10 protein-coding genes are annotated in these 15,173 nt (G+C 47.5%); 4 read left to right on the forward strand and 6 right to left on the reverse strand.

The window, feature by feature from the left end; all coding sequences use genetic code 11:
- Nucleotides 1-80 precede the first annotated feature (80 nt).
- A complete protein-coding gene (locus tag BMW79_RS16590; RefSeq protein ID WP_143059183.1) occupies nucleotides 81-404 on the forward strand; it encodes a hypothetical protein in 324 nt (107 codons plus the stop codon).
- Nucleotides 405-542: 138 nt separating this feature from the next.
- Complete coding sequence (gene ligD, locus BMW79_RS16595; protein WP_245752513.1) at nucleotides 543-2,603, forward strand: DNA ligase D; 2,061 nt, start codon at nucleotides 543-545, stop codon at nucleotides 2,601-2,603.
- Nucleotides 2,604-2,690: 87 nt separating this feature from the next.
- Here the strand turns inward: ligD and BMW79_RS33905 are convergent, their stop codons facing one another.
- Both BMW79_RS33905 and BMW79_RS16600 read right to left on the reverse strand, forming a co-directional pair.
- Nucleotides 2,691-2,858 (reverse strand): hypothetical protein, encoded by a 168-nt coding sequence (locus BMW79_RS33905; RefSeq protein WP_177192204.1) that lies wholly within the window; start codon nucleotides 2,856-2,858, stop codon nucleotides 2,691-2,693.
- Between the two features lie 261 nt (nucleotides 2,859-3,119).
- Nucleotides 3,120-3,911 carry a hypothetical protein gene (locus BMW79_RS16600; RefSeq protein ID WP_089896593.1) on the reverse strand — a complete coding sequence of 264 codons (792 nt, stop codon included), beginning with the start codon at nucleotides 3,909-3,911 and terminating at the stop codon, nucleotides 3,120-3,122.
- Between the two features lie 202 nt (nucleotides 3,912-4,113).
- Between BMW79_RS16600 and BMW79_RS16605 the strand changes: the two genes are divergently transcribed.
- Entirely contained in the window at nucleotides 4,114-4,974 is an 861-nt protein-coding gene (locus BMW79_RS16605; protein ID WP_089896594.1) for a helix-turn-helix domain-containing protein, read from the forward strand.
- Between the two features lie 77 nt (nucleotides 4,975-5,051).
- The gene (locus BMW79_RS16610; protein ID WP_177192205.1) at nucleotides 5,052-7,499 is read left to right on the forward strand and encodes an outer membrane beta-barrel protein; all 2,448 of its coding nucleotides are present in this window, start codon (nucleotides 5,052-5,054) and stop codon (nucleotides 7,497-7,499) included.
- Nucleotides 7,500-7,891: 392 nt separating this feature from the next.
- Here the strand turns inward: BMW79_RS16610 and BMW79_RS16620 are convergent, their stop codons facing one another.
- The 4 genes from BMW79_RS16620 to BMW79_RS16635 form a co-directional block, all read right to left on the reverse strand.
- Complete coding sequence (locus BMW79_RS16620; RefSeq protein ID WP_177192206.1) at nucleotides 7,892-9,010, reverse strand: TlpA disulfide reductase family protein; 1,119 nt, start codon at nucleotides 9,008-9,010, stop codon at nucleotides 7,892-7,894.
- Nucleotides 9,003-10,385, reverse strand: a complete 1,383-nt coding sequence (locus BMW79_RS16625; protein ID WP_177192207.1) for a RagB/SusD family nutrient uptake outer membrane protein — start codon at nucleotides 10,383-10,385, stop codon at nucleotides 9,003-9,005. Before BMW79_RS16625 ends, BMW79_RS16620 begins: the two co-directional genes overlap by 8 nt.
- 22 nt (nucleotides 10,386-10,407) lie before the next feature.
- Nucleotides 10,408-13,716, reverse strand: a complete 3,309-nt coding sequence (locus BMW79_RS16630) for a SusC/RagA family TonB-linked outer membrane protein (protein ID WP_177192208.1) — start codon at nucleotides 13,714-13,716, stop codon at nucleotides 10,408-10,410.
- Nucleotides 13,717-13,949: 233 nt separating this feature from the next.
- Entirely contained in the window at nucleotides 13,950-15,125 is a 1,176-nt protein-coding gene (locus tag BMW79_RS16635) for a FecR family protein (RefSeq protein ID WP_089896600.1), read from the reverse strand.
- Between the last annotated feature and the right edge of the window lie 48 nt (nucleotides 15,126-15,173).

Genomic DNA, 15,173 nt, shown 5'->3' on the forward strand with positions numbered 1-15,173 from the left:
AGTGTTACCCGAGGGGTGATCAATATCAGCCTGAAAAAAAAGGCGTTATTTTAACTCATTACGTTTACTATGAGAGTGCTATGCATCATTTTGATGCACTTAAAAACGATCTCATACGAATTGTATATGATGCCTACGATCTGGTACAACGCTCGCTGCTGATGGCGGCCGCTGCACAGCCGGAAGGACTGGCCGTTTACTCCAGCGTGTTTATGTTCAGATCATGGGAACCTCCCAAAGATCTGTCCTATAAAATGAAGCGCTATCTGAATAAAAAAACAAAATTTCGCTTCACTTCCGGCCTGGATGTAACACCGTATATGCATTTGGGTGAGATGTACATCCGGTTCACCAAGGGATTGGAAACCACAAAAATACAGTTGGCCGAGTTAGAGCGCATCTGACCCACAGCGGTTTGCAGCACTGCTATTACCGGCATTTTGTGGAACAAAGCTTGATGTGGATTGTTGAGACTGCAGGATGAATTATCGTCCGCTTTTTTAATAGCAGCCTGATCACTTTCCACATCAAATTATCCGCACATGGCTACATCATCCGCAAAGGCCGTTTCCGGCGCTATCTCCGGTAAAGCTGGTTCCATTGCCCCCGCCGGTAAAAAACTCGGTGCGCTGGTCCGGAAAGGCACTAAAAAGCCGTTTTTTACTAAGATCCAGCCAATGCTGGCTACGCTGGTCGACAAACCTTTTGACGACAACGGATGGATGTATGAAGTGAAATGGGACGGGTATCGCGCGGTGGCGTTTATGAATAAAGGGAAGATCGAACTGAAATCAAGAAATGATAAATCTTTCCAGGAGAAATTTTATCCTTTATTGCCTGCACTAAAAGCGTGGGGCATTAACGCCATTGTAGATGGGGAAGTAGTGGTAGTCGGAGAAAACGGTCAGGCCAACTTCGGCGCCTTGCAGAACTGGCGCAGTGAGGCCGATGGGATCTTACAATACTATATATTTGATATTATCTGGTATAACGGATATGATCTGCAGCAACTGCCATTAACCGACAGACGCGCCATCCTCGGAGAACTACTGCCACCTGCATCAGCGATTAAATTAAGCCGCGACTTTGTTACCTCCGGCATCGAATTTCTGAAAGCCGCTAATAAAATGGGCCTGGAAGGGATCATGGCCAAGAGAAAAGACAGTCTTTACCATGCCGGCGACCGTACCCGCGACTGGCTGAAGATCAAAGCCAGTAAGCGTCAGGAAGTTGTCATCGGTGGCTATACGAAAAATGAAGATAGCCGTAAACCTTTCAGCGCATTGTTAGTAGGGGTATTCGAAAAAGGGAAATTTATCTACACCGGGAAAATAGGTACCGGTTTTAATATAAATCAGCAGAAAGAAATGCTGACGCAGTTCAAACCACTGATCATCCCCAAACCCGCATTTACCCACGAGCCGGATATCAACAAACCAAGCCGCTTTCGTCCCCATCCTCCCAAAGCCAGCGCCACCTGGCTCAAACCCAAACTGATCTGCGAAGTGAGTTTTGCCGAAATGACCGGTGATGGCGTTATGCGGCATCCCTCGTTTGAAGGCATGCGGGAAGATAAAAAGGCCGGAGATGTAGTACTGGAGAAAGCCGCCAGAACAGAAGCAGTTGTAGCAGCATCAAAATTTGTAGATCCGGTAGCATCCGGCCCCAGAAAAACGTTACTCAACCCTTCGGATGAAACGCAGGTGCGTACCGTAGGAGGGCATACGCTGAAATTTACAAATCTGAGTAAAGTGTTTTGGCCAAAACAGAAGATTACAAAGCGGGATCTGATCAATTATTATTACCAGGCGGCGCCGTTTATATTGCCTTATCTGAAAAACCGGCCCCAATCCCAGAACCGCTTCCCCAACGGGATTGACGGGAAAAGTTTTTACCAGAAAGATGTCACCGGAAAAGCCCCCGGCTGGATAGATACGTATGGCTATCATAGCGATGCCGATGGGGAAGATAAACAATACCTGCTTGGTAATAACGAAGCCACGCTGTTGTTCCTGGCCAACCAGGCCTGTATTGAAATGAACCCCTGGAGCAGCACCACGAAGAAACCCGATCATCCTACCTGGTGTATGATAGATTTAGACCCGGATCCCAAAAATACTTTTGCGCAGGTGATCGAAGCTGCGCAGGTAGTGCATGCCGTACTGGAGTCGCTGGGGGTGCCCTCATATCCCAAAACAAGCGGCTCTACCGGGCTACATATCTACATTCCGCTGGGAGCAAAATACACTTATGAACAGAGTAAAGAATTTGCCCGGATCGTGGTTACATTGGTACACCGGCAGCTACCGAAATTTACCACTACTGAAAGAGCCGTGAAAAACCGGGGCGGTAAAATGTACCTGGATTTTTTGCAGAACAGACCGCATGCTACTATTGCCGCTCCCTATGCTGTGCGCCCTAAACCCGGCGCCACCGTATCTATGCCGCTGCACTGGGAAGAAGTAAAGAAAGGGTTGAAAATGACAGATTTTACGATCCTCAATGCCATAGCACGTATGAGAAACGAAGGCGATATCTTTAAACCGGTGCTGGGAAAGGGTATCGACCTGAAAAAAGTGCTAAAGGCAGCAGGTGCATTATGAAGATTTACTTTTTGCAAACTTCACTAGCTGCTCCGCCATTGCGGATTTCTGAAGCCCTGTAGCGGGTGCTACAGGGCTTCAGAAATTTTACCAGCCGTACAGGATGTGGATGCTGCCGTGATTCATGAATTCAATTTTTTTCATGAATCTTTTTTTCATCCACTGTTTACGGTTTTTTGAAACCATTTTCCAGTTGGGATGATCCTTAAACCTGGCTTTATATGGCTTGTTGCTGCCATCATCCCTGTATTTCATAAAGACTAGCGGATGATCGCCGCACGAGCGCCAGAATGTTCCGTGCCAGTGGCACCGGGAACAGATGGCATACATTTCCTTTCTAACCAGGTTATACGTCCTGCGGTGGGTGGTCTCTTTCAGAGATTTAGTTTTTTTCACTTGTAAACACGATTGGTGCTACAAGGCGTCGAATTTCTTTTTCATGAAACGTGTTTATAGATAGATGGTTTGTAAGTACTACAAAAGTATTCTTTTTTTTGATGATATGATGAAGGGTGATTAACCAGTTGCCAGGATCTTTGCGGCCCCTGCATATTTCACCGGGTGAATAATTTTGTTGGAGTAGGGCTTACCCATTTCAATACCGATACCCACAAGAATGGTTTTAGTGTCATCGAGTTGGTGCAGGTCTCTTAGTTGCAGTGTGAGATCCTGTGCGTCCAGTGGCTGTGTCACCGATTGCCATTGTGTAGTCGCTGTTACGGGCGGCCCGTTTTTTTCGATGCTGCTGTAATCCTCTTTTTTACAGGTAATATCTCCCACTAATCCTATGATAGCGATGATACGGAAAAAAGAATATTGCCAGGGCAGCATTAAATTCAATCCTGGCAGCAGCTGGGGTACCGTAATAGTGGCACTTCCGGTTTCCCTTTCCACGGTGCAACGGACCGGGTGCCGAAGCATGCTGTCGAAAGGGTTTTGCTGATTTAGCTGGAAGCCTTCCAGCAAATGCCCGTAGTGCGATAGCTGAATGCTTCTTTTGCCCCTGTCACTTACCTTATCGAGTAGCTGGATGTTTTTGGCCAGCTTGGTCAGGGTGGAAGTGAAATTGTAATCGGCCAGATGTTTCAGCGGAAACAACTGGCGCCTGATAGCCTTGGCAGCGTAGGCGCAGCCGGCGAATTCTGTGTTATTTTCCCGGGTCCGTTGAAAGCCGGGGGATTCTTTGATCTGCTCTTTTGACGCACCTCCTTTGGTACGGATAATGATTTTATCGGAGCCTTTTACTTTGTAGGCGCATAAGTTGCCTAGCTTACCTGTAAAGGTAATACCACCAGAAAGAATAGCCATAATGTGCTGGTTAAAATTTGGGTTAAACCGGGTTACAAAATAGAGTTAACAACTACATAACAGCTATTTTATAGGGATGGGTTATATGGACCTGAAATATATTTTGCATAGGGCTTAACTGGGGCTAAGCGATCAGGTATTTATATGTAGGGCTTTATCCATGATAGGGGTGTGAAGTAAATAATTGCCTTATTTTTGAAAGATGAGCACTAAAGATATACCTGTTCATAAACTGGAGGTAAGCTCGGCTATAGGAGTAGAGCTTCAGTATTTTGACCGTGACAGTTCCTCTGATGATAAGATGGACGCTATGGGCGCCCACAGGGACGACCATTATTTGTTTTTCCTTGTTGAACATGGACAGGCTTCTATCCAGGTGGAATTTAAGGAAAGGCAATGTAGAAAAGGATCATTATACTATGTTTCACCTTCACAGGTACATCACCGGATCAGTAACAAAAAAGCACGGGGATGGATCCTGGCAGTGGATCCTTCGCTCATTCCCCTTTCTTACAGGGATATTTTTGACAAGCTTTCTTTTCACCAGGACCCTTATTTATTGACGCCTGTTCAACTGGCGCAATGGAGCAGTATTTTGCAGGTACTGAACGTAAAATACCAGGATGATCCCGACGATCCTTTTTATATACCGGTAGTACATGCGCTTGTGCAGTCTTTTCTGGCTATGACCACCCAATGTTTTAACACAGGGCTGGGGATAAGTCTTAAATTGTCGCGGCCGGTGGAAATTTCCCAACAGTTTAAACGGCTGGTTATTGAAAATATCCGTACCGTAAAAAGTCCTTCTGTATATGCCGACAGGTTAAACGTTTCCGAGTCTTATCTGAATGAAGTAGTGAAGAAGGTAACCGGATTTCCGGTGAGTTTCTGGATACAGCAGGAGATCGTATTGGAAGCCAAACGCCTGCTTTATCATGGCCAGATGGATATCAAGGAAATAGCCGCATTGCTGGGCTATGAAGACGCCTCTTATTTTTCCAGGTTATTTAAGAAGGTAACCGGCATGCCGGCCATTGCGTTTCGCGACAAATACCGCAAATAGTGCTAGCATTACCAGACTATTGCCATTTACCCCGGCCTTGAATGAGTGTTCCTTTGCAGGTACAAAAAAGATTGTATATGCAAAAATTGGCGGGAACATTTTTATTGCTGATGATACCGGTTTTGAGTATAGCCCAGACAGTCAACAGAGGCCAGATTACAGGGACCGTCACCGATTCGGTTACAAAAAAAGTGATAGATGTCACTATCATCAGTTTAATAAAAACAGGAGCGGTTTCACCATTCACCTGGATAGGTGTGAACGCTGACGGCAGCTTTAAATTTGCCGGTGTGCCGGAAGGGCAGTATCGCCTGGTGGCGAATACAATGGGTTACCGCACAAAAATAATTGATAGCCTTGTAGTGACTGCAGCAGCTCCTGTATGCGCTATTGGTAACATTCCACTTGCTCCTGTCGGGAAAGTTTTGAAGGAAGTAATGATAGCAGGTAAGGCGCAGGTTTTGAACAACAAAATGGACCAACTGGTTTATAATGCCACGGCCGATATTACTTCACAAAATGGGGTAGCTACGGATGTATTGAAGAAAGTACCCATGATAGCCGTAGATGTGGATGGTAACGTATCCTTACAGGGAAATGAAAATGTCAGATTCCTGATCAATGGAAAACCTGCCAGTATATTAGGTTCAGGCATATCGGACGTTTTACAGACCATTCCTGCCAGTCAGATTAAGCGCATTGAGGTGATGACCAGCCCGGGAGCAAAGTATGATGCCTCCGGTACGGCGGGCGTCATCAATATTGTTTTGAAAGATGATAAAGCAAAAGGTGTAAACGGGAGCATTCATTTGTCTGCCGGCACCCGCCTGGAGAACGGCTCCATCAATCTTGCAGCCAGAAAAGGACGTATCGGGATGAGTGCATTTTTTAGCGGGAATACCCAGTTGAAAAGTAAGGTGGTAAACACCGCAGACAGACTGTCTTTTAATACCGGTAAAGATACCCTGACGCAATTCATACAGCATCGTATCAGCCCGTTTTCTAAGAACAGCTATCAGTCAGGGATCAATCTCGAATGGGAAGTAACGCCCAGGAATACACTGACAGCTACCGCCGGGTTTAGTCACATGGTTACTTATGCAACAGGAAGGGTAGAACAGGATCAGCGGACCTATCTTTCAACCGGGCAAACGCTCTCGGATATTGTCAGCGAGCGGAATGCCGCCACCAATTTTGGAGAAAATGCACGTAACTGGAGTTTAACTTATTTGAAAACCTTCCGGAAAAAAGGGCGGGAGTTGAGTCTGAACTATGTTTCCAGTAATACCGACAATAAAAATTATGATGCACAGATCACGACTTATCAGAAAAGCAAGTTTCCTGCTTCGGGGATCAGGAGTAATAATCCGGGCCGCGATCGTGAAACCGATATCTCTATCGACTATGTAGAACCGGTGTCTAAAGATTTTAAAATAGAAACCGGGTTGAAAGCAATCATTGAGAACATCGATAACAGTGTGGTAACTGATACCCTGTTGAATGACGGTGTATTTGTGAACAATCCGGGCCAGACCTACCGCTTTCATTTCAAACGGAATATCTATGCCGGCTATGCGTCCGTCTCTTTTTCATTGTTCAATAAGTTGCTGGATGGAAAAGCCGGTGTGCGTTATGAACATACGGAAACCCGGTCTGACTTGCCGGAGGCTGATATACCGGTAGACGATATACTGGCGCCGGGCCTGTTGCTGCAACACAAGCTGGACGAAACCCAATCTTTCCGGTTTGCTTATACCTATCGTATTCAAAGACCAGCCTATGAAGACCTGAATCCTTTTTTAGGTATTATTGATCCGCACAATCTGACAGCCGGCAACCCTGCGCTGAAAAATGAAACCGGACAAAAGATAGAGATCGGTTACAATAAAACGTTTGATAATAACAGCAGTCTGTATATCGGTGGGCTTTACAATATAAATCATAACGACATCCAGCATTATACCTCGTTCTTTCCGGTGTATGTGGTGAACGGCACCAATTACTATGATGTTTCTCTTTCAAAAACGGCAAACATCGGCAGGCAAACCACTTTCGGTATCAATATTTCCGGGGCTGCGATTATTACTGATAAACTCAGCCTGCGTTCCGATATTCTTTTACTCGAAAAAAATAATATCGTTCCAGGGTTCCCGGATGTAGGAGGATGGTCGTATAAAGCCAATCTCAATATTACCTACCAGTTTGAAAAAGATCTTATTGCAGAGGCATTTGGGACCATCAATTCAAAGAGAGCGGATTTTCAGAGTATCCGCCCCGGGTATTATAATTACACGATAGCCGTTAAAAAGCAATTATTTGATAAGAAGGGTAGTCTTGGTTTAACAGCTATCAATCCGTTCAGCCGGTATGTAAATCAGTACTCCAGTGCATATGGTACCGGATTTACACAAACTAATTTAAGACAGACGACTATGCGTTCATTTGGGGTGACGTTTAATTATAAGTTCGGTCGGCCAAAAGGCAGTACTGAAAAAAAGAAGGACACTGGATTATTGGCGGACTGATGCTGGTTGGTAATATTTATATGATAATAACTACGCTGGTTTACATTATTTACTTACTATACGACTTATATAATAATCGAACTAGTGACTTCAAAAAAACACAGCACGACGTTTGGCTGTACCTAATCTGGTGTACTGTTCTGCAAACAAAATTAATGGGTCGAGATAATTACGCAGATATTAGGGCGACAGCCGTCCGTTGTCCCATCCCTCTATTACCTTGTATTTTTCCCTGATGTGCATTCCAGATACCAGGTTGCACCGTCCATTAACTAATGAAGTAAGGTCCAATAACATATTCATGTGATAACTTGAAAAGTTTACTGCAGTATCAAAACAAAAAGAGACCGTCCTTTTTACCAGACGATCTCTCTTTTTTTCATGGATATGTACTATTTCAGCATGGCGGCAATTTTCTGATAAAGCGCTTCTCCTTTTACGCCTCTCGCTACTACGCGCCCCTGTTCATCCAGGAGGAAGTTATCGGGTATCGCTTCTATACCAAAGTACTTCGCTACCGGCTCTTCCCATTTCTGTAAACCGGATACGTGGTGCCAGGGCATACCATCTTTGATAATGGCGGCTTTCCAGCGGTCGGCATTATCGTCGAGGGATACACTGATAATATCAAAACCTTTTTCGCGGAAGGCGTTAAACGCTTTTACCACGTTGGGGTTTTCCGCCCTGCATGGACCGCACCAGCTGGCCCAGAAGTCCACCAGCGTTACTTTGGCGTGATGTACCACATCGTTCAGCTGTATGGGGTTGCGGGACGTATCGTAGGAGGTGAAGGAAGGCATTACAGCACCGGTAACCGTTTGTTTTGCTTTTTCCAGGCGGGCAGCAAAACTCTTTCCGAGTGGTGTGTTTTTTACCGCAGGTGAAAAGGAGGCAAATACCGGGGCTGTTTTTTCATACTGCATGGTCATCCCGGCAAAATGATCCAGTGTAACCAGCGCCATATAGTTGGATGGATGCTGTTTGGCAAAACGTAACCGGATCGACTGTACGCTGTCGATGCTCGCTTTGTAGCTGGAGTCCAGTACGGTGAATTCGGGCGATTTGCGTTCTGCAGCGGTCATGGCCATAGCCCTGGCACGCAACGCGCCGATGTGTTGGAAATCGGCAGCAGTCAATGCTTCTATTTGCTGATAATCTTTGTTCACTATTCTGGAAGTGACTTTCATCTGTTTCAGTGAGTCTACTGCATTCAGCTGAATGACGCCATCTTCCAGGTAGAACTGGCCGAAGTCCCTGCGTTCATCGGGCTTCATGGGCTTTTGCAGGTGGATGTACGTCATGACCGGTTCTGCAAGTTGACCTTTGAACTCGAATTTGCCATTGCTGGCCAGGGCCGTATCGCTTTTCAGCGCATTGTTTACCGTATAATTGAGGACCACTGTATCGCGTCCTTTCCAGTTTTTGATATTTCCTTTTACGTGATAGGAAATGTCCTGCGCCAGGGTAACACATGGAATTAAGGCGCCTATTAAAAAGATGGATTTATTCATAACCTTCATTTTGAGTAAGATTTGGATTTCTTTGAATATCTGCTGCGGGAACAGGTAACAGGATAGAGGTAGATAGCCATTGTGGTTTACGTTTGCTGTAGATGGCATCTGCCTGGCCGGAACGTTTTACGTCGAACCAGCGTTGGCCGAGTTCTGCAAACAGTTCGGTGGTTCTTTCTTTGCCGATCAGTTTCAACAGGTCTTCTTTGGAGATATCTGGTTTGACATCAGCCACGAGGGGAATGCCGGCGCGTTTGCGGATCACATCCAGGTCTTTGATAGCGTCTGTTAATTTACCCTGTTGTGCCCGGGCTTCTGCGCGGATCAGGTATTGTTCGCCCAGCCGCAGGACTACCAGCCGTTCTGCGGCCGCTGTGGTATTCACTGATTTATATTTGTAGGTGGCCGTATCGCCGTTCGATGCTTTCAGTGTCCAGCTGCCGATACGTTTATCGCCCGGCTCAAATGCGGCCAGGGTCCAGGGGGTGAGGCGGTAAACAGGATTACCGGCATTGCCAAGCACATACCATGCTTCCATGGTGTAGGTATTGGTGCCGGGGTTCGCAAATTGCAGGATGGCTTCTTTGGAACTGCTGAGGAATACGTTGGAAAGGGAATCGATCTCATACACTTTTGAGTTGATAACAGCGGAGGCCTGTTTCTCTGCTTCCACCCAGTTGCTGCGATAGAGCTGCGCCCTTGCCAGCAGGGCAGTGGCAGCCCATTTGTTGGCGCGTACCCGGTTGCCGGCAACAGAAAACTGATCACCTGCTGTTTGTTGTGCGGCCGTCAGATCGGTGAAGATCTGTTCGTACACTTTATCTGTAGCTACCCGCTTCAACAGGGCATTGGTTTTATAATCAGACATCAATGGTAGTGGCACATCTCCATAAGCATTTACCAGGTAGAAAAAGCAGAAGGCGCGCAGGAAACGGGCTTCTCCGAGCAACTGGGTTTTGGTGGCCGCTGTTACACCGGGCGCCTTTTCTACATTTTCCATCAGGCTGTTTACCTGGTACAGCATATTGTACATCAGTCCCCACAGCCTCCCTACGGGGCCGGTACGGGAAGTGAGGGTGTTATCATGAAACGCTTGTTTTTCGTTATCGTAGCTCACGCACTGTAATTCATCGGAGGCCAGGCCAAAGTAGCCGGTAAGGCCACCCTGGAACGGCGCATTGTTATCCCAGGCGCCCTGGGTAACCGCATAAATCCCGCGCATGGAGGAATTGGCTTTGCCATCATCTGCAAAGGCCACTGTGCCGCTGATCTGGCTGTTGGGCAGGGGTACGTCTACAAATTTATTGCAGGAAGCCAGTATGCCCGTTAGCAGGAAAGTGGCCAGTATATGGTGAATGGCGTGTATTTTTTTCATGGTCATCATCTACTTTTAAAATTTAAAAACCTATTTCCAGTCCTGCAGTGATTGTACGCAATGGTGGCAGGCGGTTGATATAAATGGTTTCCGGATCGGTTACTTTCATCGGGGAGAAGGTCAGCAGGTTTTCGGCCAGCGCATATACCCGGACATTATTGAAATGAATGCGCTTCAGCCAGTTTTCCGGCAGCGTGTAGGAAACAGATACATTTTTCAACCGCAGGAACGAGGCGTCGCCGTATGTGAAATCAGAGAAATAGGCGGCATAGATACCCGAAAGCGAATTGGATGGCTGCACAATGGTCGTGAGCTTCTGGAAAGGGGCATTATCGCCCGGTTTCTTCCAGGTATCCAACGCTTCGTATGGCAGGTTAATCATAGATCCCGGCGGCATCATGGTAAAGCCCGACAGCAGGTATGCCGGCCATTTTGGACCCATGCGTTTGGTAAACTGCATCAGGAAGCTCAGTTGTAAACGCTTGTAGCGGAAGCTGTTGGTCATACCGCCGTAGTACTTCGGATCCGTATCAAACACCGGTTGCAGATCGCCACCCTGTGAGCTGGCAGAGGCCTGGAAAGTACCGTTCTTGTTGTAATCTTCTACGGTATACAAACCGGTGTTGGGATCTACGCCTGCATATTTGGCAATGTATACGAGGTTTAATGAACGACCAAGGACAAATCTGCTGGCATAGGAACTCTGGTCAAGTCCGTCAAAGCGCAGCAGCCGGTTCCTGGGCAGTGTAAGATTGAAGTTGGTTGTCCAGTCGAAATCTTTGCGACGGATATTTCTGCCGGTAAATGTAATTTCTATGCCCCTGTTTTCTACCAGTACACCATTTAAATTAGCGGTGATACCGTCGAAGCCGGTGGTATTGGGAAGATTATAATTCACGAGAGGATCACTGCTGCGATTGCGGTACCATGCTACACCAAGTAAGAAATTGTCTTTGAAGAAGCCGGTTTCGAGGGCTATTTCCAGTTTCAGATTTTTCTCCCAGTGCAGGTCCGGACGGAACAGGGCAGAGGGCGTAAAAGCCGTTTCATTGTTGTAGGTGGGATACAGCAGATACGACGTATAGGCGTCGAGGTATTTATAATCACCGATCTTGTCGTTGCCTGTAATACCGTAGCTGGCCCTTAGTTTACCAAAGCTCATGGCTTTGAAATTTTGCATAAAGGATTCGCTGGTAAACAGCCAGGCACCGCCAATAGCGCCAAAGTTGGAGAAGCGGTAGTTGGGACCAAAACGGCTGGAGCCATCTCTTCTGCCGGAGATATTCAGGATATATTTATCATCAAAGTTATAGTTGGCGCGACCAAAAAATGCCTGGTATTTATACTGGCTGTTTACGCTGTTCGGATTGATGAAAGCATTGGCCGGTAAACCGGTAAAGGAACCGAGGAATTCATCGCTGGTGTAACCTTTAGCGGTGAAACTGTAACCGTTATTTTCCTGGTTCTGGTAAGTGGCACCTGCCAGCAGGTTGATGTAGTGATGACCATAGGATTTTACATAATCCAGCTGTGGTTCCACGATCCAGCTTTTAAAACGGTTGTTCCCAAATTGTGCAGCACCCAGGATGTCGGCTGCCGGGGTGAGCGGGTTGATAGCCGTTTTGGGCGTGATACGCAGTTCATTTACCGCGATAGAATTGTAACCGATGTTGGCCCGGATGTTTAAACCGGGGAGAATCATGTAGGCCAGCATGGTATTCGCCGTCAGGTTATCTGTGTTGGCGGTATATTTGGTAAGCGTATAGGCCAGCGGGTTATCTGATCTGATCCCTTTTTCATTCCAGTTTAAACCACCCACTGAGTCGTATAAACGATAGTTGGGGGGCAGTGTGAGCGACATCGACAGATCTGATCCGGTGGAAGTATTTTTATTGGAGGTATATCCGCCTTTGAAAGTAGCGTTGAATTTACTGTCGGGCGAGCGGGTGGTTAAGGTAAACTGGCCGGAAGCGCGGCTGTTTGGGAACTTACCGGGATACACATCTGTTTCGCGGTAGTAGCCACCGTTTAGCATATACTGCACCAGCTCAGACCCGCCGGATATAGAAGCCTGTGCGTTGCTGGTGCTGGCAGTACCGCCAATCAGTTGTTTGGGCAGATTGGGATAGAAGGTCGTATCCCATAGTAACAGGTCGTAGGCGTTGGCATTTGTTTTTACTTTGTTGTCGTTGGCAAAAGCTTCATTCCGCATCGCCACATAATCTTTTGTATTCAGGAGATCAGGCAGGCGGGAAACGCGGCTGCCGCCGGTCATATAGCTGAGGTTAAAGCGGGTATTTCCTGCTTTGGCGCGGCGGGTAGTAATGAGGATTACGCCGTTGGCGCCCCTGCTACCGTAGATGGCTGTGGCGTCTGCATCTTTCAATACTTCTATACTTTCAATATCCGCCATGTTGATACCATTAATAGGACTCAGACCAGAAGTGGAGTTGGCAGAAATAGCAGAGCCGAGCAGGTTGATATTGGCGTTGCCAGCGGCCAGCGGCACGCCGTCGAGGATGAACAGCGGTTCGTTATTGGCGCTGTTATAGGGATCTACCTGTGTGCGGCCACGGATCTCCACTTTAAAGGCGGCGCCGGGTACACCACTGGATTGGGTGATGATCATACCGGGTACGAGTCCCTGTAGAGCCGCCAGCACATTGGATACCGGCGCTTTGTTCACTTCTTTCCCTTCCACACGGTAAATATTACCGGTGTTGCGGCGACGGGAAGTAATACCATACGCCTGTACAATTTTTTCATCCAGCGGGCTCACGGAAGTTTCCATCACAATACGCATGAAGCCCGTTACTTTTACTTCCTGTGGTTTAAAACCGATGAAGGTAACGAGGAGGATATCGCCGGGATTGGCTTTGATGGTGAAGCGTCCGTTACCATCGGCTGCCGCGTAGATGTCGGTTCCTTTCAGGCGGATATTGGCGCCGGGTAAAGGAGAGCCATCGGCTATAACTACAATACCGCTGGCTTCTGCGGGTGCAGCAGCTGTAGTGGTATTGTTTTTAACCGGTACGGTTTCCTGTTGAAGGATAATAATATTATTACCCCGGATGGTATACGTCAGGCCTTTATCTTTCAGTATTCCCTGGAGGAAGGCGTCCAGCGAAATATCTTTGACGGTAACAGATACGGTGCTGGCTGCGTTCACGGCTTCCATATCGTAGAATACGAGATTGCCGGTTTGTTTGCGGATCTCTTCAAAGACCCGGTTCAACGGAAGATGATGGCCGGTCAGCGTAATCGTCTGGGAAGATACCCTGGCGGATACCTGCAGGCAACAAGCTAATAACAGATAAGCGGTAATGCGCATTATTTGGTTGATTTTGGCCGGTAACCTCCTGCGGGTTGCGGCTGTTTTGCTTCTTGAATTTTCAGAAGGACCAGGCATGGGATGGCCCTTACAAAGCGCGTAAATTTGCATACTTTTGCAATAGTTAATGGTTGATTAATAATTAGTCTTACCCTGACTTTCTATTGAATAGCCAGACTACCTGCCGCTCCGGTTACCGCCGGAGCGGTTTTCATCTGTAATAGCTATTGTTGTTAAGATGGTTGAATGATCAGTTTTTTTCCTTCCTCAATTGTTACATTTACTTTCATCATGTGCATCACTTCCACGATATCGGAGAGCCGTAAACTCCTGGATAATTCTCCTCCGAAAAGGCGGTGTGGTATGGCGCCTTTGTAAATTACCTGTACATCGTACCAGCGGGCAATCTGCCGCATGGCTGTTTCCAGGTCTACCTGTTCAAAATCAAAGATGCCGTTCTTCCAGGCCAGCACCTGTGATAGTCTGGCGGGCGACAACCTTGTTACCGCAATGGTTGTTTGGCCCGGTACAATGGCGGCCTGCGCGCCCGGTTGCAGTAACGCTTTGCTTTGGCCCTGGCTTACCTGCACCTTGCCATCTGCCAGTGTGGTCTGAATACTGTTCTCTTCCGTGTAGGCGTTCACGTTAAAGCTGGTTCCCAGCACATCTATGGTAACGCCCGAAGGGAGACTTACCCGGAAGGGTTTGCCGGCCATGGGCGCTACTTCGAAATAAGCTTCTCCCGTTACAATTACCTGGCGCTCCTTACCGCTGAAGGCAGTAGGATAACGCACAGAAGAGGCGGCGTTCAGCCACACCGTGGTGCCGTCGGGCAACACCAGCCGGAACTGTCCGCCACGTGGGGTAGACAGCGTATTCCAGGTGATCGCATCCGCCGTACTACCGGCTTCATACAGCAGTGCGCCATGGTTTTGCCGGATAGCCGTATTTCCTTGCAGGATCACTTGTTGCCCGGTGCTGTCCAATGCCACGTGGCTGCCATCTGCCAGTGTGAGTACGGCTTTGTTCGTTCCCGGCATTACATCTGCCCGGGCAATGGTGTTTACTTTTATTGCTGTGGGAGCAAGCAGGTGATAAGCACCTGCGCCACCCATCAGCAGAAATACGGCTGCTGCCGCCCATTGCCAGCGGAAAGGCACTACCCTTGTTTTGCGGGCAGTTACCGGTTCCTGCAAACGGGAGAGTACATCATTAAACAGCGCATCCGCCGCCGCAGGCGCTAAGGCCTGCACTGTGGTATGTTTTGCCATCAGGTCATCCATCAGTGTTTCATCCGGTTCTCCCGGAGGGGCGTTGCGCAAGGCCTCCTGTAAAGCTGCTTGTTCTTCGGCCGTTGCGTTCTGATCATATACCTGTTTCAGCAAATATTCCCATCTTGCTCTTTGCATATTGGTGGTTTGTAAGATAGAGAGGTCCTATTTGCACTATTGACAAAC

Origin of the sequence: Chitinophaga arvensicola (genome assembly GCF_900110835.1) — a bacterium.
In the GTDB taxonomy this organism is placed as follows: domain Bacteria; phylum Bacteroidota; class Bacteroidia; order Chitinophagales; family Chitinophagaceae; genus Chitinophaga; species Chitinophaga arvensicola.

Excerpts from the sequence above, each read along its gene's own strand:
- BMW79_RS16590 (WP_143059183.1), top strand. The coding sequence starts at position 81 with ATGCATCATTTTGATGCACTTAAAAACGATCTCATACGAATTGTATAT.
- ligD (WP_245752513.1), top strand. The coding sequence starts at position 543 with ATGGCTACATCATCCGCAAAGGCCGTTTCCGGCGCTATCTCCGGTAAA.
- BMW79_RS33905 (WP_177192204.1), bottom strand. The coding sequence starts at position 2,858 with ATGAAATACAGGGATGATGGCAGCAACAAGCCATATAAAGCCAGGTTT.
- BMW79_RS16600 (WP_089896593.1), bottom strand. The coding sequence starts at position 3,911 with ATGGCTATTCTTTCTGGTGGTATTACCTTTACAGGTAAGCTAGGCAAC.
- BMW79_RS16605 (WP_089896594.1), top strand. The coding sequence starts at position 4,114 with ATGAGCACTAAAGATATACCTGTTCATAAACTGGAGGTAAGCTCGGCT.
- BMW79_RS16610 (WP_177192205.1), top strand. The coding sequence starts at position 5,052 with ATGCAAAAATTGGCGGGAACATTTTTATTGCTGATGATACCGGTTTTG.
- BMW79_RS16620 (WP_177192206.1), bottom strand. The coding sequence starts at position 9,010 with ATGAATAAATCCATCTTTTTAATAGGCGCCTTAATTCCATGTGTTACC.
- BMW79_RS16625 (WP_177192207.1), bottom strand. The coding sequence starts at position 10,385 with ATGAAAAAAATACACGCCATTCACCATATACTGGCCACTTTCCTGCTA.
- BMW79_RS16630 (WP_177192208.1), bottom strand. The coding sequence starts at position 13,716 with ATGCGCATTACCGCTTATCTGTTATTAGCTTGTTGCCTGCAGGTATCC.
- BMW79_RS16635 (WP_089896600.1), bottom strand. The coding sequence starts at position 15,125 with ATGCAAAGAGCAAGATGGGAATATTTGCTGAAACAGGTATATGATCAG.